Origin of the sequence: Flavobacterium sp., from assembly GCF_035292545.1 — a bacterium.
Classification (GTDB): domain Bacteria; phylum Bacteroidota; class Bacteroidia; order Flavobacteriales; family Flavobacteriaceae; genus Flavobacterium.
This window is the reverse complement of the sequence record NZ_DATDPV010000057.1, coordinates 47,488-70,868: the sequence shown is the minus strand read 5'-3', so window position 1 is coordinate 70,868 and position 23,381 is coordinate 47,488. Positions and strand designations below refer to the sequence as shown.

18 protein-coding genes are annotated in these 23,381 nt (G+C 36.9%); 10 read left to right on the top strand and 8 right to left on the bottom strand.

The annotated features are described in order from the left end of the window. Positions 1-3: 3 nt before the first annotated feature. From VI621_RS09430 to VI621_RS09385, 10 genes are all read left to right on the top strand, one after another. On the top strand, positions 4-1,245 hold the full coding sequence (locus VI621_RS09430) for a peptidase U32 family protein (protein WP_324218129.1): 1,242 nt from the start codon (positions 4-6) through the stop codon (positions 1,243-1,245). Further along, positions 1,245-1,475 (top strand): ferredoxin, encoded by a 231-nt coding sequence (locus VI621_RS09425; protein ID WP_324218128.1) that lies wholly within the window; start codon positions 1,245-1,247, stop codon positions 1,473-1,475. The genes VI621_RS09430 and VI621_RS09425 overlap by 1 nt, the downstream gene beginning before the upstream one ends. A gap of 103 nt (positions 1,476-1,578) precedes the next feature. Then, on the top strand, positions 1,579-2,613 hold the full coding sequence (locus VI621_RS09420; RefSeq protein ID WP_324218127.1) for a radical SAM protein: 1,035 nt from the start codon (positions 1,579-1,581) through the stop codon (positions 2,611-2,613). A gap of 184 nt (positions 2,614-2,797) precedes the next feature. Continuing rightward, positions 2,798-4,132 carry a regulatory iron-sulfur-containing complex subunit RicT gene (locus VI621_RS09415; protein WP_324218126.1) on the top strand — a complete coding sequence of 445 codons (1,335 nt, stop codon included), beginning with the start codon at positions 2,798-2,800 and terminating at the stop codon, positions 4,130-4,132. Next, positions 4,116-4,601, top strand: a complete 486-nt coding sequence (locus VI621_RS09410; protein ID WP_324218125.1) for a gliding motility lipoprotein GldH — start codon at positions 4,116-4,118, stop codon at positions 4,599-4,601. The genes VI621_RS09415 and VI621_RS09410 overlap by 17 nt, the downstream gene beginning before the upstream one ends. Positions 4,602-4,606: 5 nt before the next feature. Further along, positions 4,607-6,904: a PBP1A family penicillin-binding protein gene (locus VI621_RS09405; protein ID WP_324218124.1), complete on the top strand. Its 2,298-nt coding sequence runs from the start codon at positions 4,607-4,609 to the stop codon at positions 6,902-6,904. A gap of 178 nt (positions 6,905-7,082) precedes the next feature. Beyond that, positions 7,083-7,784, top strand: coding sequence for a CoA transferase subunit A (locus tag VI621_RS09400; RefSeq protein WP_324218123.1), 702 nt, complete (start codon positions 7,083-7,085; stop codon positions 7,782-7,784). A 2-nt stretch (positions 7,785-7,786) separates the two neighbouring features. Next, a complete protein-coding gene (locus tag VI621_RS09395; protein WP_324218122.1) occupies positions 7,787-8,446 on the top strand; it encodes a CoA transferase subunit B in 660 nt (219 codons plus the stop codon). 316 nt (positions 8,447-8,762) lie between these two features. Continuing rightward, positions 8,763-10,799 carry a M4 family metallopeptidase gene (locus VI621_RS09390; protein ID WP_324218121.1) on the top strand — a complete coding sequence of 679 codons (2,037 nt, stop codon included), beginning with the start codon at positions 8,763-8,765 and terminating at the stop codon, positions 10,797-10,799. A gap of 452 nt (positions 10,800-11,251) precedes the next feature. After that, positions 11,252-14,734 carry a M4 family metallopeptidase gene (locus VI621_RS09385; protein WP_324218120.1) on the top strand — a complete coding sequence of 1,161 codons (3,483 nt, stop codon included), beginning with the start codon at positions 11,252-11,254 and terminating at the stop codon, positions 14,732-14,734. Positions 14,735-15,078: 344 nt separating this feature from the next. Here the strand turns inward: VI621_RS09385 and VI621_RS09380 are convergent, their stop codons facing one another. From VI621_RS09380 to VI621_RS09345, 8 genes are all read right to left on the bottom strand, one after another. After that, positions 15,079-16,518, bottom strand: coding sequence for a nucleoside recognition domain-containing protein (locus VI621_RS09380; protein WP_324218119.1), 1,440 nt, complete (start codon positions 16,516-16,518; stop codon positions 15,079-15,081). A 440-nt stretch (positions 16,519-16,958) separates the two neighbouring features. After that, complete coding sequence (locus VI621_RS09375) at positions 16,959-17,672, bottom strand: 3'-5' exonuclease (RefSeq protein ID WP_324218118.1); 714 nt, start codon at positions 17,670-17,672, stop codon at positions 16,959-16,961. Then, the gene (locus tag VI621_RS09370; protein ID WP_324218117.1) at positions 17,669-18,820 is read right to left on the bottom strand and encodes a serine hydrolase; all 1,152 of its coding nucleotides are present in this window, start codon (positions 18,818-18,820) and stop codon (positions 17,669-17,671) included. Before VI621_RS09370 ends, VI621_RS09375 begins: the two co-directional genes overlap by 4 nt. A 99-nt stretch (positions 18,821-18,919) precedes the next feature. Further along, positions 18,920-19,390 (bottom strand): methylated-DNA--[protein]-cysteine S-methyltransferase, encoded by a 471-nt coding sequence (locus tag VI621_RS09365; protein ID WP_324218116.1) that lies wholly within the window; start codon positions 19,388-19,390, stop codon positions 18,920-18,922. A gap of 168 nt (positions 19,391-19,558) precedes the next feature. Next, positions 19,559-20,551, bottom strand: a complete 993-nt coding sequence (hemB, locus tag VI621_RS09360; protein WP_324218115.1) for a porphobilinogen synthase — start codon at positions 20,549-20,551, stop codon at positions 19,559-19,561. Positions 20,552-20,606: 55 nt separating this feature from the next. After that, positions 20,607-21,509, bottom strand: coding sequence for an oxygen-dependent coproporphyrinogen oxidase (gene hemF, locus VI621_RS09355; RefSeq protein WP_324218114.1), 903 nt, complete (start codon positions 21,507-21,509; stop codon positions 20,607-20,609). 34 nt (positions 21,510-21,543) lie between these two features. Next, entirely contained in the window at positions 21,544-22,569 is a 1,026-nt protein-coding gene (hemE, locus tag VI621_RS09350) for a uroporphyrinogen decarboxylase (protein WP_131477278.1), read from the bottom strand. Positions 22,570-22,658: 89 nt separating this feature from the next. After that, positions 22,659-23,324: a uroporphyrinogen-III synthase gene (locus tag VI621_RS09345; RefSeq protein WP_324218113.1), complete on the bottom strand. Its 666-nt coding sequence runs from the start codon at positions 23,322-23,324 to the stop codon at positions 22,659-22,661. Positions 23,325-23,381: the final 57 nt, after the last annotated feature.

Sequence of the window (23,381 nt, the reverse complement as noted above, 5' to 3'; positions counted from 1 at the left end):
ATCATGACATCGAATAACAAAATAGAACTTATGGCTCCCGCCGGGAACTTTGAGTCGCTTCAGGCCGGATTAGACAATGGTGCCGATTCCGTTTACTTTGGCGTAGAACAATTGAACATGCGAGCCAGAGCCTCCGTAAATTTCACGATGGACGATTTGCCTGAAATCGCAAAACGCTGCGAAGCCAAAAATATTCGAAGCTATCTTACTTTAAACACGATTATTTACGATCACGATTTATCGGTAGTGAAAACTTTATTGGCCAAAGCCAAAGAAGCCAATATTACTGCCGTAATTGCTTCCGACCAAGCCGTAATTGCAATGGCAAGAGGCATTGGAATGGAAGTCCATATTTCGACACAACTTAATGTAACGAATATTGAAACCATAAAATTCTACAGCCTATTTGCCGACACCATGGTTTTAAGTCGGGAATTGAGTCTGGGTCAGGTCAAAAAAATTATGGAGCAAATCCAGAAAGACCAAATTAAAGGACCTTCCGGTAATTTAGTGGAAATTGAAATTTTCGGTCATGGTGCTTTGTGTATGGCGGTTTCGGGAAAATGTTATCTGAGTTTACATTCTAATAATTCCTCTGCAAATCGTGGGGCCTGCAAACAAGATTGCCGTAAAAAATACACCGTCATCGATCAGGAAACCGGTTTTGAAATCGAACTGGATAACGAATACATGATGTCTCCAAAGGATTTATGTACGATTGATTTTCTGGACCAAGTCATTGATTCCGGCATTCAGGTATTGAAAATCGAGGGTCGTGGTCGCGCGCCAGAATATGTGGCCACCGTAATAAAAACCTATCGCGATGCCATCGACAGTTATTATGAGGGTACTTTTTCTAAAGAAAAAGTGACCGTTTGGATGGAAGCTTTAAATACGGTTTACAATCGCGGGTTTTGGGCAGGATATTATCTTGGACAGGAATTAGGAGAATGGAGTGACGTTTCCGGATCTATGGCCACACAAAAGAAAGTCTATGTGGGAAAAGGAACGCATTATTTCCCAAAAGCCAATATTGGAGCATTCAAAATTGAAGCCTACGATATAAAAGCAGGCGATAAAATCCTGATTACCGGGCCCAACACCGGAGCGCAGGAAATGATTATCGAAGAAATGTTTGTCAACGACGTTGTTTCGGACAAAGCTACTAAAGGCGATAATTGCACTTTTAAACTGCCTTTCCGAATTCGATTATCGGATAAATTATATAAAATTGTGGAAGCTTAATGGTCATCGTAACACTTCAAAGAGACAAATGCATCGGCTGTAATTATTGCGTGGAAATGGCGCCGGTCCAGTTTCAAATGTCGAAGAAAGACGGGAAATCGGTTTTGATTCATTCACAAAATGCCAAAGGTTTTTTTACTCTAAAATCATACGACCACACTATTGTTGAAAGTTGTGAATTAGCTGCAAAAGCCTGTCCGGTGAAAATAATTTCGGTGAAAGAAACTTAATATTTCCATCAAAAGTAAAATATAGGTTATTTAAATTCGAATCATTATTTCAAAAACATTACATTTAAACGCATTATAAAAACAGTTCTGAAAAATTTCATCAATGGATATTTATAAAATATTAAAACTCAACAATCGCATTAAAAATCACAGGATTAAATTCCTGGGTTTGTGGTTGCTTTCTGTTTTAGATAAAAGATATTTAGCCATACAAATGGATCCTGTTCTGGCCTGTAACTTACGGTGTAAAATGTGTTATTTTACAGATGAAGATTACGTTAAAAAAAACATGAAAGGCATTTTCAAGGAAGACAACTTAGAAGATATAGCCAAAGCCATTTTTAAAAACGCTTTGAAATTACAAATCGGTTGTGGCGCGGAACCCACTTTGTTTAAACACAATACGAAGTTAATTGAAATTGCCAAAAACCACAAAGTACCCTATATCAGCATGATTACCAATGGCAATTTATTGGAGAAAAAAGACGTTTCCGATTTTGCCAATGCCGGTCTGGACGAATTTATTTTGTCGATGCACGGCGTTACAAAAGAAACGTATGAAGACTTGATGGATAAAGGAATTTATGAAAAATTTCATGCGGTTCTGCAATCCATCACGGAACAGAAAAAGACTAATCCGAAATTACGTCTTAGAATAAATTATACTTTCAATCAGGATAATTTCTACGAACTCAAAAGCTTTTTTGACGTTTACGATCAATATACAATTGATATCATTCAGTTGCGTCCCATCGATAAAATCGGCGAAACGACTTATAATGAATTCAGTTTGAAAAAAATCGAAGAAGACTATTTTGAGGTTTCCAATTTTCTGAAAAATGAAGCCCAAAAAAGAAAAATCACCCTTCTTTATCCCCAATCCATTTATAGAAATGAGGAAGAATCGTTAAAAGTTAAAACCCAAAACGACAGTTCCTATCTTATTCCTTATACCTATTGTTATGTTTCACCAAAATTTTTCTGGAAAGACGATTTCGACTGGAAAACAGAAACATTTTCCAATTGGAAACAACGCAACAACTGGAATACTTCCTTATTAAAAAACGTCTTTATTTCTAAAAAAGAATTGGATAAAACCAATAGAAACATGCTCAATTATTCCGTGGAAATAAATTAAAATCCCGTTAAAAATAAATTAAATCCAACCCGTTACAGCTTCAATTGTAACGGGTTTTTTATTAAAAATTTATGATTTATTGTTGTTTTCAACCGTTGGAACTTAAAATTAAAAAATACTATCTTTACAAATTAATCTTTTTAAGAACTTAAGTTGCGGTCATCGCAACACTACATATAAAATTATGGCATGTACAAGTTGTTCAACTTCTGATGGTGGCGCACCAAAGGGTTGTAAAAATAATGGGACTTGCGGCACCGATAGCTGCAACAAATTAACGGTTTTCGACTGGCTTTCAAATATGAGTTTACCTACTGGTGAAGCACCGTTTGACTGCGTAGAAATACGTTTCAAAAATGGAAGAAAAGAATTTTATCGCAATACAGAAAAATTAACCTTAAGCATCGGAGATATTGTCGCAACTGAAGCGTCCCCGGGTCATGATGTCGGAATTGTTACTTTGACAGGAGAATTGGTAAAAATTCAAATGAAGAAAAAAGGAGTCAATCACACTAGTGCTGATGTTCCGAAGATCTACAGAAAAGCTTCTCAAAAAGACATTGATATCTGGTCAACTGCCAGAAACAGAGAAGAGCCGATGAAAGTGAGAGCCCGTGAATTAGCGATTTCTCAAAAATTGGAAATGAAGATTTCTGATATCGAATTTCAAGGCGATGGCTCAAAAGCTACTTTTTATTACACAGCCAATGACCGAATTGACTTTCGCCTTTTAATCAAAGATTTCGCTAAAGAATTCAGCACCAGAGTCGAGATGAAACAAGTAGGTTTCCGTCAGGAAGCAGCACGTTTAGGTGGAATTGGTTCTTGCGGTAGAGAATTGTGTTGTTCTACCTGGTTAACGGATTTTAGAAGTGTAAATACTTCGGCGGCTCGTTACCAACAATTGTCATTAAATCCACAAAAACTGGCCGGACAGTGCGGAAAATTAAAGTGTTGTCTAAACTATGAATTGGACACTTACATGGATGCTTTGCAAGGTTTTCCAGATTTTGAAACCAAATTAGTGACCGAAAAAGGAGATGCCATTTGCCAAAAACAAGATATTTTCAAAGGGTTGATGTGGTTTGCTTACACTAATAATTTTGCCAACTGGCATATTTTAAAAATCGAGCAAGTCAACGAAATTATTGCCGAAAATAAATTGAAGAACAAAGTTTCTTCACTTGAAGATTATGCTCTAGAAATTACGGTGACTCCAGAGAAAGATTTCAATAACGCTATGGGTCAGGAAAGTTTAACCCGTTTTGATCAGCCTAAGAAAAAGAAAAAACCAAGCAGCAAACGAAAACCGGTTGGAGAAAATGCAATTGTAGGGAATGCTAAATCAACAGCAGAAAACAACAGACCTGCCATTTCAAATAACAAAACCAATTCAGGAAACAATAGACCCACCACAGAAAAAAAACCTGCTGAGAATAAAATAAGACCCGCCGAGAATAAAATAAAACCGACTGAAAATAAAATAAAACCCATCAATAAAAATGAGCCTAAAAAGTAGCATTTTTTTTATTTTGATTATCGTATTCTTCGCTTCTTGTGATAAAAAAAGAGTGTTTGATGAATACAAATCTGTTGGAAAATCATGGAATAAAAACACTGTTGTTGATTTTAATCTGCCCAAAATGGACACCACAAAAAGATACAATTTGTTTGTCAATTTGAGAGCCAACGACAATTACCAATTCAACAATTTATTCCTAATTGTTTCGTTAGAGCAACCTGACGGTTTGGTAAAAGTAGACACCCTAGAATATCAAATGGCCGAAGCTGACGGAACGTTGCTTGGCGATGGTTTTTCGGATATAAAAGAAAGCAAACTCTTCTATAAGAGCAAGGTACAATTCAAGGCTTCCGAAAATAACAAAGTCCACATCAAACAAGCCGTAAGAAAAACGGGGAAAGTTGTAGGAGTCGAAAATTTAGAAGGCATTACTGCAGTAGGTTTTAGAATAGAATCATTAGAATAAAAAATATGGCTACTAAAAAAAATAACACCCAAATCAAAGATATCCACTACTATAAAATGAAATTCTGGAAGATTTTCGCTTATGGTCTTGTAGGAGTAGCATTGTTTTTCTTATTTGCTTCGTGGGGACTTTTCGGATCGATGCCCTCATTTGAAGATTTAGAAAATCCAGATTCCAATCTCGCAACAGAAGTTATTTCATCTGACGGCGTTACTATTGGAAAGTTTTATAACGAAAACCGAACTTCAATAAAATATAAAGATTTACCAAAACACCTTGTAGATGCTTTAATAGCAACCGAAGACGAGCGTTTCTACGAACATTCCGGAATTGACGGAAGAGGAACTTTAAGAGCGGCTTTGAGTTTAGGAACCAGCGGCGGAGCAAGTACCCTGACGCAACAGTTGGCTAAACAATTATTTCACGGCGAAGGATCAAAATTTTTCCTTTTTAGAATCGTCCAAAAAGCAAAAGAATGGATAATCGCCATTCGATTGGAAAGACAATACACGAAAAATGAAATTATTGCCATGTATCTGAACAAAGCCGATTTTGTTAATACAGCAGTTGGAATTCGTTCTGCAGCCAAAGTTTATTTCGGAAAAGAACCCCGCGATTTATCCATAAACGAAAGCGCTACGCTCGTTGGAATGCTAAAGAATCCTTCGTTATTCAATCCTATTCGTAGAATAGAAAAAGTAACCGACAGAAGAAATGTTGTTTTAGGTCAAATGGTCAAAAATGATTTCTTGGAGCCTGCTGCAAAAGCAGGTTTAGAAAAAAAACCTATCGTTTTGAACTTTCAACCTGAAAGCCACAAAGAAGGAATTGCCACCTATTTCAGAGAATATTTGCGTGAATTCATGAAAAACTGGGTCAAAGAAAATAAAAAAGCAGATGGTACCGAATTTGACATTTACAGTGATGGTTTAAAAATTTATACCACTATTGATTCCAGAGTTCAATTAAACGCTGAAGACGCCGTTACTTCGCATTTAGCAAACTTACAACAGGAATTTTTTACACAATCTAAAACAAATAAAAATGCGCCTTTTGTAAATATTTCTAAAGTAGAAACAGAACGTATTCTGAATCAGGCGATGAAATCTTCCGAAAGATGGAGAGTATTAAAAGCGGAAGACAAAAGTGATGGCGAAATTGTCAAATCTTTTGGCATCAAAACAAAAATGACCATTTTTACCTGGAAAGGCGAAAAAGACACTATCATGACGCCAATGGATTCCATTCGTTATTATAAACATTTTCTTCAGGCTGGACTAATGGCTATGGAGCCGCAAACAGGACATGTAAAAGCATGGGTGGGCGGAATTAACTACAAATATTTTCAGTACGATCACGTAGGTCAGGGAGCGAGACAGGTAGGTTCTACTTTCAAGCCGTTTGTTTATGCCGCAGCCATCGAACAATTAAACATGTCGCCCTGCGATTCCATTATTGATTCCCCTTTCACCATTCCGAAAGGAAGACACCATGTTACAGAAACCTGGACACCCAGTAATTCCGATAATAAATACAGAGGAATGGTTACTTTGAAAAAAGCATTGGCCAACTCTATCAACACCGTTTCAGCAAAGCTAATTGACAAAGTGGGCCCAGAAGCAGTCGTAGAAATAACCCATAAACTTGGCGTAAAATCCGATATTCCGGTACAACCGTCTATCGCTTTGGGCGCTGTCGAAATTACCGTTCACGATATGGTAGCTGCTTTTAGCACATTTGCCAATCAGGGCGTTTATATCAAGCCACAATTTATCACCAGAATCGAAGATAAAAATGGGGTCGTAATCTATGAACCCATCCCGGAATCGCACGATGTCCTCAACAAAGATATCGCTTATGCGATCATCAAATTGTTGCAAGGCGTGACAGAAGAAGGTACAGGGTCTCGACTAAGAACACAAGGCGGCGGACATGGATACAACAGAGTAACCGGCTATCCTTATATGTTTACCAATCCAATTGCAGGAAAAACAGGAACTACGCAAAACCAGTCCGACGGTTGGTTTATGGGAATGGTTCCGAATTTGGTAACTGGTGTTTGGGTAGGATGTGAGGACCGTTCAGCCCGTTTCAAAAGCATTACTTACGGTCAGGGAGCAGTTGCGGCTTTACCGATTTGGGGGATTTTTATGAAAAAAAATTACGAAAATCCGGACCTTACCGTTTCAAAAGAAGAATTCCTAAGACCTGAGAATCTATCCATAAAAGTCGATTGCTGGGCACCCGCTCGTGTAAAAGACACCACCGATTATGACCAGAGTACGGATGAATTCGAATTGTAAAATTTTTATTTGAAGCTATTCCAGCTGTGCGCTAAATCTTTTTATTTTTAAAGAAAAAATAAAAAGGATATCGCTGCCATCTGGGCTAGGGCATTCGTTTTCACATGAAGATTTTGTGAAAATTAAAACAATCATTTCAAATTAACTCATAAGAATCTGAAAATTAGCAACTAATCATATGATTAACAGAAAAGTAAACAACGTACAAGAAGCACTTCAGGGAATTGAAGACGGAATGACCATCATGTTAGGTGGTTTCGGACTTTGCGGAATACCCGAAAATAGTATTGCCGAATTGGTAAAAAAAGAAACCAAGAATCTAACCTGTATTTCAAATAATGCCGGAGTAGATGATTTTGGATTGGGATTGTTATTGCACAAAAAGCAAATCAAAAAAATGATTTCTTCCTACGTGGGAGAAAATGCCGAATTCGAACGCCAAATGCTTTCCGGAGAATTGGATGTAGAGCTCATCCCACAAGGAACTTTAGCCGAAAGATGTCGTGCTGCACAAGCAGGAATTCCAGCTTTTTTCACACCGGCAGGTTTTGGAACCGAAGTGGCAATCGGAAAAGAATCCCGTGAATTCAACGGAAAAATGCACGTAATGGAACATGCTTTCAACGCCGATTTCGCCATCGTAAAAGCCTGGAAAGGGGACACCGCCGGAAATTTAATCTTCAAAGGAACTGCCCGAAATTTTAATCCATGTATGGCTGGTGCCGCAAAAATTACCGTTGCCGAAGTTGAAGAATTGGTAGAAGCCGGAACACTGGATCCGAATCAAATTCACATCCCGGGGATTTTCGTAAAACGCATTTTCCAAGGAGAAAAATATGAAAAAAGAATTGAGCAACGTACAGTAAGACAAAGAAGTTAATCATGGCATTAGATAAAATAGGTATAGCAAAAAGAATAGCACAAGAATTAAAAGACGGTTATTTTGTAAACTTAGGAATCGGAATCCCTACGTTGGTAGCGAATTATATTCCTGAAGGGATTGATGTGGAGTTTCAAAGTGAAAACGGCGTTCTCGGAATGGGACCCTTCCCTTTCGAAGGCGACGAAGATGCTGATATTATTAACGCCGGAAAACAAACCATCACCACTTTGCCGGGCGCCTCGTTTTTTGATTCTGCAACCAGTTTCGGAATGATTCGCGGGCAACATGTTGATTTAACCATTCTTGGTGCTATGGAAGTAGCCGAAAACGGCGATATTGCCAACTGGAAAATTCCGGGAAAAATGGTCAAAGGAATGGGTGGCGCAATGGATTTAGTGGCTTCGGCAGAAAATATCATCGTGGCTATGATGCATGTGAATAAAGCAGGAGAATCAAAAATCCTGAAAAAATGCTCCCTTCCCTTAACTGGCGTTGGCTGTGTGAAAAAAGTAGTTACCGAACTGGCCGTTTTGGAAATAACCCCAAACGGGTTTAAATTGCTTGAAAGAGCTCCAGGCGTTTCTCTAGAACATATTATAGCATCAACTGAAGCGTCATTAATTATTGAAGGAGATATTCCTGAAATGGTGATTGATTAGCCAAAAGCTATTTACTTTTATAAAAAAACAACTCAAATCGGGTTGTTTTTTTATTTTAAAACGGTTTTCTTATTTCTTTTGTGCAGTAAACTCAAAAATATTTTCTTCCTCAACTATCGCCTAAATAGGAATTGATTTCACTTTGTACAGACCTGTTTTCAAGACAATGCAATTATAAAAGAACTTCATAAATATGCATTTATTATCCATCTATTTCATTTTTTAACAAAATATATGGTAAAACCGTAAGATATTATCTAAAAATATAATAGATTTGGTTATTATAATATTAATCAACCACAAAAACCAATATCAAATGAAAAAACAATTACACGGAAAAGCTGTCTTGTCAGTAGCAGTATCTTTATTTGCTTTCTCAATCTACGCTCAAGATGTAGATAAAAATGTAAAGGAAAAAATTACAGACGATAAAGGCAAACCTACTTTAATTACCTTTAATGCTAAATCATCTTATAAAGCAAATGATTCCCAACAAGTATTTAAAGATCAATTAGGATTAAAAACAAATTCAGCTTTTATAAAAATTAAATCTGAAACGGATAAATTAGGCTATTCTCATGAGAAATTCCAATTGTATCACCAAGGAATTAAAGTGGAATTTTCGACCTATACACTTCACTCTAAAACTGGTAAATTAGAATCGATGAGCGGTGAATTTTATCAGTTAGATAAAGTAAACACCCGTCCAGCGTTAACTAAAGAACAAGCGTTTAATCTTGCATTAAAACATACAGGGGCTTCAAAATATCTTTGGGATTCACCAGCAGAAGCTATTGCAATGAACTACCAAAAACCTACAGGAGAATTGGTTTTACTTCCTCTTATAAATGAGGATGACAAGAGCAAAAACAGCAACCAGCCTCGTTTAGCATATAAATTTGATATATACGCTACAAATCCGGTAAGTCGTGGTGATATATACATTGATGCGGTTTCAGGAGAAGCGTTGTTTTACAATGCCACTATCAAACATGTAGGAGAAAATAGCCACACTCCCAAAATTTTTATTGGGAAAAAGGATGAAAATGCAACTATCAGCGCTTCTTCAGTGTTGATAGCAGCAAATGCAGCTACAAGATACAGCGGAACACAATCTATCGAAACTCTTTTGAGCGGTTCATCTTATATTTTGTCGGATATAACTCGTGGTAATGGTGTTCAAACTTTCAATATGAAAAAAGGAACCAATTATTCCGCAGCAGTTAATTTTACAGATGCGGACAATAACTGGACTGCCGCTGAATACGCAAATGTAAACAAAGACAATGGAGCATTGGATGCACATTGGGGAGCTGAAAAAACATATGACTATTTTTCATCGGTTCACGGAAGAAATAGTTTTGACAATGCTGGTGCTGCTATAAAAAGCTATGTTCATTACAGTACAAACTACGATAATGCTTACTGGAATGGTAGCGTAATGACTTACGGTGATGGTAGCGGAACTTATTTTGATATCTTAACATCTATAGATGTTGCAGGTCATGAAATAGGACATGCCGTTTGTACAAAAACAGCAAATCTGGCTTATCAAAATGAATCCGGAGCAATGAATGAAGCTTTCTCTGATATTTGGGGAGCTTGTATTGAGTATTTTGCTGCGCCAACAAAATCACGTTGGTTAATAGGAGAAGATATAGAAAGAAGAGCAGGTCATTTGGCTTTACGTTCAATGAGCAACCCAAAATCTGAAGGACAACCAGATACCTATGGCGGTTCTTACTGGGTTAGTCAAGTAAGATGCAGACCAAGAAGCGCAAATGATTATTGCGGAGTTCATACAAATAGCGGGGTTTTAAATCATTGGTTTTACATCCTTACCGAAGGTAAAACGGGAACAAATGATAAAGGTAGTTCGTACAGTATCACTGGAATCGGGATTGATAAAGCAGCTAGAATTACTTATCGTTTAGAAACTATTTATTTGTCGGCTAACTCAACTTACGCTAATGCCAGAACTTTTGGAATTCAAGCAGCTACTGATTTATACGGTGCGGGATCTCCTGAAGTAATAGCTACAACAAATGCATTTTATGCGGTTGGAGTTGGAGCAGCTTACTCTGCAGGTGCCAGAATGAGTAATGATAAGTCAGCTGAAAAAATAAATAATACTTTTAAATTGTATCCAAATCCAACATCAAATGTATTGAATGTTGTTGTTGAATCTAATAAAGAAGCCAGCTATAGAATCATCAATTTCTTAGGTCAAGAAGTTCAAAATGGAAAAACTACAGGCGGAGAAATCAATGTTAGTAACTTAAATAATGGTGTATATTTCTTTGAATTAAACAATGGTTCAGAAGCTATGGTTCAGAAATTTGTTAAAAAATAAATATTTAACCTGGAGTCATCTTAATATAGGATGAAAGCGTTCAATAATTTTTAATTAAAAACCTGTGAAGAAATTCACAGGTTTTTTTGTTTTTTTTTAAAACAATATTCCTATGATAAGGTTACAAATAAATTATCTAAATAAAAAACAACTCACAGGATAGTTTTAAATAGATAAATTATTTTATAATCTGTCATTTTTTGACAGAAATTGCCTCTTTCGCTCTCTGAAAGCGTCTTAATAATTTTTAAAAAATTGTTTTTTATAAGATTTAACTTATTTATTTTTTAATTTTTGTAAAATAATTTAATTGCTTTTTTGAGCAATTAAAGAGATATTGTTGTTTGATGTTAGAAATTTAACAAAATACAAGGTAAAACCATAAAATATTTTATAAAAAAAAGATAGATTTGTCGATTACTATATTAACCAACCAAAAAAACCATTACCAAATGAAAAAACAATTACAAGGAAAAGTTGTCTTGTCGATGGCTGTTTCTTTATTTACATTGTCAATTTATGCGCAAGAAGGGCATAAAAATGTAAAACAAAGACTGACTGACGAGAAAGGCAAACCGACATTAATTACGTTTAATGAAAAATCATCCTATAAACCAACTGATTTTCAGCAAATCTTTAAAGATCAATTAGGATTAAAAGAGTATTCTGATTTTTCAAAAATTAAATCCGAAACCGATAACTTAGGCGTTTCACATGATAAATTTCAACAGTTTCACAATGGAATTAAAGTAGAATTCGCAACGTATATGCTTCACTCAAAAGCAGGGAAATTACAATCGATGAATGGCGAGTTTTACAAACTGGATGATGTAAATACCAATCCAAAACTAACCAAAGACCAAGCTTTTTCTCTTGCATTAAAACAAATTGGGGCCAAACAATATCTTTGGGATTCACCAAGAGAGGCTAGTGAAATGGACTACCAAAAACCTGTTGGAGAATTAGTTTTACTTCCGATATTAGACAACTCATCTTCAAAACAAAAAGACAACAACTTACGTTTAGCCTATAAATTTGATATTTATGCTACTAATCCGGTAAGTCGCGGCGATTTATATATTGATGCCGTTACTGGAGAGGCGTTGTTTTATAATGCAAAAATCAAGCATCTAGGAGAACACAGCCATGGCCACAAAAATGCGAATGGAAAAGAAGCAAAAAACAATACGGAAGCAGCTTCCATGGTAGTTGCCGCCAATGCCGCTACACGTTATAGCGGAACGCAATCCATTCAAACGTTATTAAGCGGTTCTTCTTATATTCTTTCTGACAATACGCGTGGTAATGGTATAACTACCTTCAACATGAGAAAAGGAACCAGTTATACAGCAGCTGTGAACTTTACAGATGTTGATAACAACTGGACTGCAGCTGAATTTGCCAACACAAACAAAGATAATGGAGCTCTTGATGCTCATTGGGGTGCAGAAAAAACGTACGACTACTTTTCAACTAAACACACGAGAAACAGTTATGACAACGCGGGCGCAATCATCAAAAGTTACGTTCATTTTGACAATGCCTATGACAATGCTTATTGGAATGGAAGTGTAATGACCTACGGTGACGGTAGCGGAACTTACTTCGACATCCTAACTTCTTTGGATGTAGCAGCACACGAAATTGGACATGCCGTATGTGAAAAAACAGCAAATCTTGCTTATCAAAGAGAATCAGGAGCCATGAACGAAGGATTTTCTGATATTTGGGGTGCTTGTGTAGAATATTTTGCAGCACCTACAAAATCAACTTGGTTAATAGGAGAAGACATAGAAAGAAGAGCAGGCAAAACAGCTTTACGTTCCATGAGTAATCCAAAATTAGAAGGACAACCAGACACCTATGGCGGAACATACTGGAAAGTCATTAACTGTGGGACACCGACTCAAACCAATGATTATTGCGGGGTTCATACAAATAGTGGGGTTTTAAACCATTGGTTTTATATTTTATCAATAGGAAAAACTGGCACCAACGACATTGGTAGTTCATATAATGTAACCGGAATTACAATCGACAAAGCAGCAAAAATTGCGTATCGTTTAGAAAGCGTTTATTTATCAGCAAACTCTACTTTTGCGAATGCGAGAACTTACGGAATCCAAGCTGCGACTGATCTTTACGGAGCAGGTTCAGCAGAAGTTATCGCAACTACTAATGCTTTTTATGCAGTAGGAGTTGGAGCAGCTTATGCAGGTTCAGGAGATACCATAGCGCCATCAGCACCAACTAGTTTGGCAGCTTCCGGAACTACTTCCTCTACAACAATTTTATCATGGACTGCTTCTACAGATAATGTAGCTGTTACAGGATACAATGTTTATAACGGAACTACTTTGGTTACAACCGTTACAGGATTAACTTATACTGTTACAGGATTAACAGCCAGCACCGCTTATTCTTTTACAGTAAAAGCAAAAGATGCAGCCGGAAATATATCAACTGTAAGTAATACTGCTTCCGTGACTACAGGCGTAGCTACAGCGACTTACTGTGCTTCAAAAGGAAATAGCGTAGCTGATGAATATATTAGCAGAGTACAATTGGGAACTATCAACAACGTTTCTACAGGAGGTACAGGTTATAGCGATTTTACGGCTATTTCAACTAGCTTAACAAAAGGAAGCGCTTCTACTATCACTATTACACCAACTTGGACCGGAACTGCTTACGCAGAAGGTTACGCGGTTTGGATTGATTTAAACGGAGATAAAGATTTTGCAGATGCAGGTGAGTTGGTATGGAGCAAAGTAGCTTCTACAGCAACACCGGCTTCGGGATCTTTCACCGTTCCTACTACAGCAACTTCTGGTTCAACAAGAATGAGAGTTTCTATGAAATATAACGGAGTTCCTACTGCTTGCGAAGCTTTATCTTATGGAGAAGTAGAAGATTATACCGTTAACCTTGTTGCAGGAACATCCGACACACAAGCGCCAACAGCACCAACAAGCTTAGCTGCTTCCGGAACGACTGCTACTAGTACCAACCTTTCTTGGACAGCTGCAACTGATAATGTAGGGGTTTCAGGATATGATGTATACCAAGGAACAACTTTAAAAGCATCTGTAACTGGAACTACCTATGCAGTTTCGGGATTGACTGCAAGCACCGCTTATACTTTTTCTGTAAAAGCTAAAGATGCTGCCGGAAATATTTCTGCTTCCAGTAATGTGGTAAATGTAACTACATCAGGAACAGCAATTACTTATTGTGCTTCTAAAGGAAATAGCGTAGCAGATGAATTTATCGACTACGTTGGTATTGGAGGAATTGCAAACACAACCGGAGCAAATGCAGGTTATGGCAATTTCACAAGCATAACAGGAAATCTTCCTTATGGTTCTAATACCATTGTTTTAAGTGCAGGCTTTACCGCTACTGCTTACACGGAATATTGGAGAGTTTGGATCGATTTCAATAAAAATGGAACTTTCGAAACTGCAGAACAAATGGTAGCTGGATCTTCGTCTCTTAGCACCAATCTTTCTTATACTTTTACAGTTCCAACAACGGCTTTAGCCGGAGCTACAAGAATGAGAGTTTCTATGAAATACAATGCAGCGCAAACTGCCTGTGAAACTTTCTCTTATGGAGAAGTGGAAGATTATACGGTAAATATTGGAGGTGCAGCAATTACTGGATTTAATTCTACTATTGCAGGAGAATTAGGCAGTGAAAACAACATTTTTGATTACACTATGTATCCAAACCCAGCTAACGATTTCTTAAACGTTAGAATGGCAGATAACAGGGCCGCTTCTTACCGAGTTATTAATTTCTTAGGCCAGCAAGTTGACTCAGGTAAATTATCTGGAAATGCTATCAATGTTAGCCAATTAGGCGCTGGAATTTACATCTTTGAAGTAAACGACGGTCAAAAAACAATGACTAAGAAATTTATTAAGAAATAATTTTTCTTTTTAGATAAATGAAAAGCCTCACAGAAATGTGAGGCTTTTTTATTAAACACTGTACTGATTAAAATGATGGTCTAAATGTTTATAGAACAATATTCCCCATTCATCCGAGTCATATTTCCAAATAATAAACTAATAAGATTCCGTTTTTACTATAGATTTTGCTTAGCAACTTCAAATAGTTTTTGGCAATGAACTAACATTTGTGAAACCCTCATTATCCTCTATTGCTTTTCTGAATTAGGAGTTACATGATGTAATTGTTCAATCAGTTCTTAATTGTATTCTTTATTAAAGATGTTTTTCATGCTTTATAATTTAACTTTAAATGGTGTATTTTAGAAAAACCAAGTGGCCACTAAAATAGCGGTAACAACGCATATTAAATCTACCAAAAGCATCGTGCCAAGAGTATAACGGGTATTTTTAATTTTAACCGACCCAAAATAAACAGCAATTACATAAAAAGTAGTTTCGGCACTACATTGAAAAATACTGCTCAGTCTTCCCGTGAACGAATCGGCTCCAAAAGTCCGCATCGAATCAATCATAAAACCTCTCGACCCGCCAGAACTAAACGGACGTAACATAGCAACAGGTAAAGAATCTGTTATTTCCTTGCTTACACCTATGTTAGAAAACACGAAAGAAATTCCGTTACTGATAATTTCAAACAAACCACTGTTTCTAAAAAACGAAATCGCTACCAACATCGTCAGGACATACGGAAAAATAACAACACCTGTCTTAATTCCATTATTGGCTCCTACAATGAAAGCATCAAAAATGGTGGTATTTAAAGCTATGAATTTTTTTTCATTTATAAAAGAAAATACCAACGTAAAACCAATAATCCCCACTAACATTAAACCCGAAAGATTAGAGGTGAAAAAGTTTTTTTCGATTAAATCCAATCCATTAATATAGAAAAGCAAACCGGCAATAGCCGCAATTATTGTCATTAAAACCACTACTAAAGAAGCGCTTTTGAAATTGATTTTTTGTTTAATACCAACAATTAGGAACGCTGCAATTGTTCCAATGAAAGAAGTTAAGATACAAGGCAGCATGACATCGGCAGGGTTTGCGGCATTTTCCGCAGCGCGATAGCCTATGATGGAAGTCGGTATTAAAGTCAGCCCCGCAGCATGCAGACACATAAACATGATTTGCGCGTCACTAGCTTTGTCTTTGTCTGGATTTATGGTTTGCAAACTCTCCATGGCTTTCAATCCAAAAGGAGTTGCAGCAGAATCCAAACCTAAGAAGTTGGCAGCAAAATTCAAGGTCATGTACGATATTGACTCATGATTTTTGGGTATTGTTGGAAAAACTTTCACAAAAACCGGACTCAATTTTTTAGCCAGTTTTTCGGCTGCACCGGAGTCAATCAGCAATTGCATCAGTCCGCAAAAAAAAGCCAGATAGGCAATTAACGGAAGGATTATGTCAAGTAGCGTATTTTTACAAGTAGGTAAAAGACCATCAGATTTTTGAACACCGCTGTATATTTTTACAGTCTTTTTATTGAAAACATAAGTCGTATCTAAATCCTTGGTGTTTTTGTTAATAACAATGGTTTGCTCAGGCGCTTTTTCGATGCTGTCTTTGATAAAAACCGGTATCTGATTGAGATATTTCTCGCTAACTAAAATTTTATCATCTTTTTTTCCGTTTAATATATAATCAATCGTATAACTGTTACCTGAAAATAAACCGAAAACGACAAATACTATTGAAGAAATAAAAATAGCCAACCAAAATCTACTCAATACCATAATTTATAATTTTTGTAAATGTAATAAATCAATAACAATTTCAATTATCAATTACAATGATTGAATCCTTATCATGTATGATTTCCTCTTCAAACAAAAAGTCATTGTGAAAATCTCGTTTTCAACATCTTCAAAATTTATCTGTGACAAAAAATCTAAATTTCAGGATTAGGTTTTTTAAACCAGTTCATTATTATTTCCAAATTGAATGAAGCTAAAATGAATAATAATCCCACAAAAACTGTTTTAATATAAGAGAATGTACCTTCATGTATCATATTATAAATTGCAGCAATCACTCCCAAAATCCCGAATATAAGCAATACATATTTTAATAATTTCATGTTGTATTTGGTTTTTTATTTAGATAATAATTAAAAATAAATTTTCTTTTAAGCATAGTTCATCCCCAGCGAAATAAAGAGTTGTCTCTAAATCATTTAAATATGAACAATCTCTTCCTCAATCAATAAATCTTCTCTTCGTAAACGCAGGAAAATTTGCGCCACGGCAATCGTGTCTTTTTCACAATAGGTAACGATGCGGTCGATATCTTTTTCCACATAAAAAACATGTCCAACCTGACTGCCGTCTATATCGCCTTTAGGAGATGGGATTCCGAGGATTTTGGTTAGTAATTTTAAAGAAGTGAAATGCTTATAATCGCCAAATTTCCACAATTCTAAAGTGTCCAAATGTGGAATTTCCCATGGTTTTTTACCAAATAAATTCAACTTATTCGGAATGGTAATTTGATTGATAATCATTCTTCTGGCTATAAACGGGATGTCAAATTCCTTGGCATTATGACCACACAAAACATGTTGCGGCTGGTTGAAATGATTGTTTAACAGATTGCTGAAATCACGTAAAATCTTGGTTTCTTCTCCAAAAAAAGAAGTTACCCGAAAATGACGAATGTCGCCTTTGAACGTAAAATAACCTACCGAAATACAGACGATTTTCCCAAATTCTGCCCAAATTCCAGCTCGGTCATAAAAGTCTTCCGGCGTGTATTCTTCTTTTCTCTGGTATTGGGTTTTGTGTTCCCAAAGATCTCTCATTTCGGCATCCAGTTCATTAAAATCGGATGCTTCCGGAACGGTTTCGATATCAAGGAATAATATGTGTTCCAGTTTAATTTTTTCTATCATTTACCTAACATTTTATAAGTTTGATCTATATACACAAAAAAGTCATCGCTATAGGCTGCTTTTGGGGATTGCAATCCTTTTTCGTGACCTAATCTGACGATAATTAATTCATCCTCCGGAATTACGATTACATATTGTCCCAAATGACCTCGCATAGAGAATATTTTTTTGCCATTATGATTGCTCAACCACCAGCCATAACCGTATTGTGGTGAGGCTGTAAATCTTGGCGTAATCGATTTGGCTATAAAGGCACTATCTAAAATTTGTTTTCCGTTCCATTTCCCGTATTGTTTATATAGTTTGCCAAAACGAGCAAAATCTCTGGCATTGCTTGCAATACAGCAAAATGCTTTTACAATTCCATTTTCGTCATCAGTTTCCCAAAGCGCTTCGTTTTCGGCTCCCATGGGTCTCCAAAATTTTTCGGAAACATAGTTGGCTAAACTTTTTCCTGTGGCTTTCTCGATAACCATTGCAAGTAATTGGGTATTGCCGCTAAGGTATTTGTATTTTTTTCCGGGTTCTTCAACTACTTTTAATCCGAGAATCACTTTGTTTAAATCATCATCAAAATAAGCGCGAGTGGTTACCGAAAACGGACTGTAATACGATTCATCCCAATTCAATCCTGAAGCCATGGAGGACAAATCGCCAACGGTCATTTTTGCTGCTTTCCCTTCTTTGAATTCTGGAAAAAATTCAGAAACAAGCTGGTCCAAACTTTTTATTTCTCCTTCCATAATGGCTTTTCCGAGTGATGCCGAAACGACACTTTTTGCCATAGAAAAGGAATTGGATTTTGAGTCTTTGTTAAATCCGTCATAGTAACTTTCGTGCCAGATACTATCGTTTTTTATGATTAAAAAAGCGACTGTTCCAATTTCTTTATGGGTTTTTTCTAATTCCGGCGTGGCGGTTACTTTGTTGTATTCTTTGTGGATGGCCCACGGCTGTGCTATATTGCTTTTTTCAATTTGTCGGTTGTCAAACTCTTTGTAGTCTTCCAGATAGGCAGTTGTGTGGCCATTTACATAAATGGTTCTCACCGCTTTTAACAAATAATCTACATCAAAAACATAAGCTAACAGGACTACAGAAGCTATGATAACGGCAAACCAAAGGAGGCATTTTTTAATGAATTTCATTTTACAATTTTTTAAAAGCTTCTAATCCAGAAAGCTATCGGTACTAATTTACATAAATTCTCTTTTACTTTTTTAAACAGAAATAAATTTTTTGTTTTTTTAGAATAAACTTTGCTGATTTGTTGGGTTTTCGTGTTCGAGCAGCCATTTTTTACGCCACAATCCTCCTGCATAACCAGTGAGCGAACCATCGGTTCCAATGACTCTGTGACATGGAACTACTATCCAAAGCGGGTTTTTTCCATTGGCAGATGCTACTGCACGAATGGCTTTGACATCGCCTAGTTTTTTAGACAGTTCAAGATAGGACATTGTTTTTCCGAAAGGGATTTCTAATAATCCTTTCCACACTTTTTGCTGAAATTCGGTTCCTTTTGGATTTAGTTTGAAGGTGAAATCGTTTCTTTTTCCTTCGAAATAATCGTTTAATTGTAAAACAGATTCTTGCAAAATCATTGGAATTTCGGCAGAAACTTCGCCTTCATCCAAAACTGAGATTACCGAAATGCCGTTTTCATCGCCATCAATTCTAGCAATTCCTAAAGGGGTTTTAATATATGCGGTTTCCATATTTTAAAGATATATCTTTTTATGGTTTGGAGAGGATTTTATGGAAATAAAAAACCATTCGCAGCAAACGAATGGTTCTTGTTTTTTTAGCCCCGATAGAAGCGGTATCTTTATGTTTTTTCTTTAAAAACATAAAGATATGGCGAATAGCGGGATTAGCTCCCCGAATTATTTATTTAAAAGTATCGCGGCTTCTTTGGCAAAATAAGTCGAAATTAAACTGGCTCCTGCTCTTTTGATGCACATTAATTGCTCCATCATAATTTTGTCGTGATCGAGCCAGCCTCTTTCGGCGGCAGCTTTAATCATGGCGTATTCGCCTGAAACATGAAATACCGTCACGGGAACATTTACCGCATTTTTGACTTCGCGAACGATGTCTAAATAGGCAATTCCCGGTTTTACCATGACCATATCGGCGCCTTCTTCTACATCCCACAGGGCTTCTTTGATGGCTTCGATACGGTTGGCATAATCCATTTGATACGTTTTTTTATCTTCTGGAATTTCAGCATTATCCACGGGAGCACTGTCCAGGGCATCACGAAAGGGTCCGTAAAATGCCGAAGCGTATTTGGCAGAATAGCTCATGATGCCTACATTATGAAAACCGGCAGCATCTAAACCTTCACGCAAACGCAGTACGCGTCCGTCCATCATGTCAGAAGGTGCTACAAAATCGGCTCCTGCTTCAGCATGAGAAACAGCCATTTTAACCAATGCGGCGTTAGTGGCATCGTTGGCAACATCTCCTTTTTCGATAATTCCGTCATGACCATAAATAGAGTATGGATCTAAAGCTACATCGGGCATGACTATCATTTCCGGACAAGCAGCTTTTATGGCGCGAATGGCATTTTGCATTAATCCGTTTGGATTCCAGGCTTCATTTCCTGCGTTGTCTTTTAGAGATTCATCTACTTTTACGTAAATATTCACCGCACGAATTCCCAATGCAAATATTTCTTTGACTTCTTCGACGGTTAAATCTATCGAACGACGGTAAATTCCAACCATAGAAGGAATTTCTACTTTTATGTTTTCACCTTCTGTTATAAACATGGGAAACATAAAGTCCGCCGGACTTAAACTGGTTTCCCGAACTAAGCTTCTAATCGATTCGTTAGTTCTTAATCTTCTGCCTCTGTGTAATGGGAACATATCATTTTTTTTAGAGTTTGAAAAGTTTAAGGTTTAAAGTTGTTTTACTTTGCGCTTAAATCCAATCAATTGGTTTTTCTAATACATTTACTAGTTTTTCTTCTTCGCTTCCAACTTCCGGATGATGATCGTAAACCCATTGCACATGCGGTGGTAAACTCATCAGGATGCTTTCGATTCTTCCGTTGGTTTTTAGTCCGAATAGGGTTCCTTTATCGTGAACCAAATTGAATTCGACATAACGACCGCGGCGGATTTCCTGCCAGGTTCTTTGTTCTGGAGTATACGGTAGGTTTTTTCTTTTTTCTACAATTGGAACGTAAGCTTCGAGGAAACTATTGCCGACTTCAGATACGAAATCGAACCAGTTTTGCATGCTCATATCATCGGTTGCTTTGCAATAATCGAAAAACAGGCCGCCAATTCCTCTCGCTTCGTTGCGATGTGCATTCCAGAAATAGGCGTCGCATTGTTTCTTGTATTTTGGATAAAACTCCGGGTCATTTTTATCGCAAGCGGTTTTGCAGGTTTGATGAAAATGAATCGCATCTTCTTCAAACAAATAATAGGGTGTTAAATCTTGTCCGCCTCCGAACCATTGCTGAATCACATTTCCGTTATCATCGTACATTTCGAAATAACGCCAATTGGCATGAACCGTTGGCACCATTGGACTCTTTGGATGCAAAACCAGACTCAGTCCGCAGGCAAAAAAATCAGCTTCGCCTACGTTGAACATTTTTTGCATGGCTTCGGGTAATTTCCCGTGAACTGCCGAAATATTGACTCCGCCTTTTTCGAAAACTTTTCCGTTTTCTATCACGCGGGTTCTTCCTCCTCCGCCTTCCGGACGTTCCCAAAGGTCTTCGCGGAATTTGGCTTGACCTTCAATAGCTTCCAAACCTTTGCAGATTTGATCTTGCAGGTTTTGTATGTAGGTATAGAATTGTTCTTTCATTTATTCTAACTGAAAACTGAATATTTAAATCTGTCTATTGATTGTATTCCTTCACCGCATCAATAAATGCTTTTGCGTGATCTACCGGAATGTTCGGTAAAATGCCGTGACCTAAATTCACGATATATTTATCTTTTCCGAATTCATCAATCATTTCGTGTACCATTTTCTTAATCACCGGAATTGGCGATAATAATCTTGATGGATCAAAATTTCCTTGTAAAGTGATATTTCCACCAGACAAGTATCGTGCATTTCTTGGCGAACAAGTCCAGTCAACACCAAGTGCCGAAGCCCTACTTTTCCCCATTTCGCCTAATGCGAACCAACATCCTTTACCGAAAACAATAACCGGCGCATCATCGGCCAAAGCTTCGATGATTTGGTTGATGTATTTCCAAGAGAATTCCTGATAATCCACAGGAGATAACATTCCACCCCAAGAGTCAAAAATCTGAACGGCATTTACTCCCGCTTTTACTTTTTCTTTTAGATATAAAATAGTGGTATCGGTGATTTTTTGCAATAAAACATGAGCAGCTTCTGGATGTTGGAAACAAAATCCTTTGGCCATATCAAAACTTTTAGATCCTTTCCCTTCCACTGCATAACACATAATTGTCCAAGGAGAACCTGCGAAACCGATTAACGGCACCTCATCATTCAACATTTCTTTGGTCAATTTGATTGCGTCAAAAACATATCCTAAAGTTTCATGAACATCCGGAACAATTACTTTTTCTACATCCTGAATCGTACGAATTGGATTTGGTAAAAACGGACCAAAATTTTCTTTCATCAACACTTCAATACCCATAGCTTGAGGAATTACCAAAATATCCGAAAACAAAATCGCAGCATCCGGAGCAATTCTTCTTATTGGTTGTACGGTGATTTCAGCAGCTAATTCCGGAGTTTGACAACGGGTGAAGAAATCATATTTATCACGAAGTGCTATAAATTCCGGTAAATATCTTCCGGCTTGACGCATCATCCAAACGGGTGGGCGTTGTACAGTTTCTCCTTTTAATGCTCTTAAAAATAGGTCGTTCTTTATCATTTTTTTTTGGCTTTTGGCTTTAAGCAATAAGCTTTAAGCGGTATGTTTTTTTTGCTACAGCCTAAAGCTTATTGCTTAAGGCTAAAAAATTATCTATACTCGTTTATACATTCCTCAATCACATCTTCCACGGATGGTTGTTCTGCGATTATTATATTCTTGGTTATTTTTGCTAATGCTTCTGCGGTCGTGTCACCAATACAAAAACAGGTTTCTTTTTTTATGGTATTATCTTTCAAATAGCTTTCTACGCCTGACGGACTAAAAAATAAGATACTGTCAACTTTATCTTTAATTTTCTTTGGGGTCAGCGTTGTTTCGTAGACTTCAATTTCGTTGAATTTGATTCCGGCCTCTTTTAATGCTTTTGGCAAGGTTTCGCGACGCATGTTTCCGCTGAAAAACGTATAACTTTCAATGGAATAAATCAACGTTATGATTTCGGATAAATCTGAAGCATAACCCGTATAGGCGATGACATTGAAACCGCTTTCTGATAATAATATTTTGGTTTTCAGACCTACACAAAAAACGTTTTTAGTCTTAAGTTCCTCACATTTTGGGTGACGTAAGATACTGTTTACCGCATTTTGACTAGTAAAGATCAAATTGTCGTTGATTTTATTTAACTCGAAATCTTTGTTTTCGGTTGAGATAAAATCGGCTTCAATGACATTAAAATTGGCATTTACCAGTTCTTGCTTTTGATGTGGCAAAAGTATTTTTGTGGAAAGTATGTTGATTTGATTTTGCATTTTTTACTGTTTTTTAATAGAAGCCTAAAATTATTCTTTTAGCCCCGATTGAAGGGA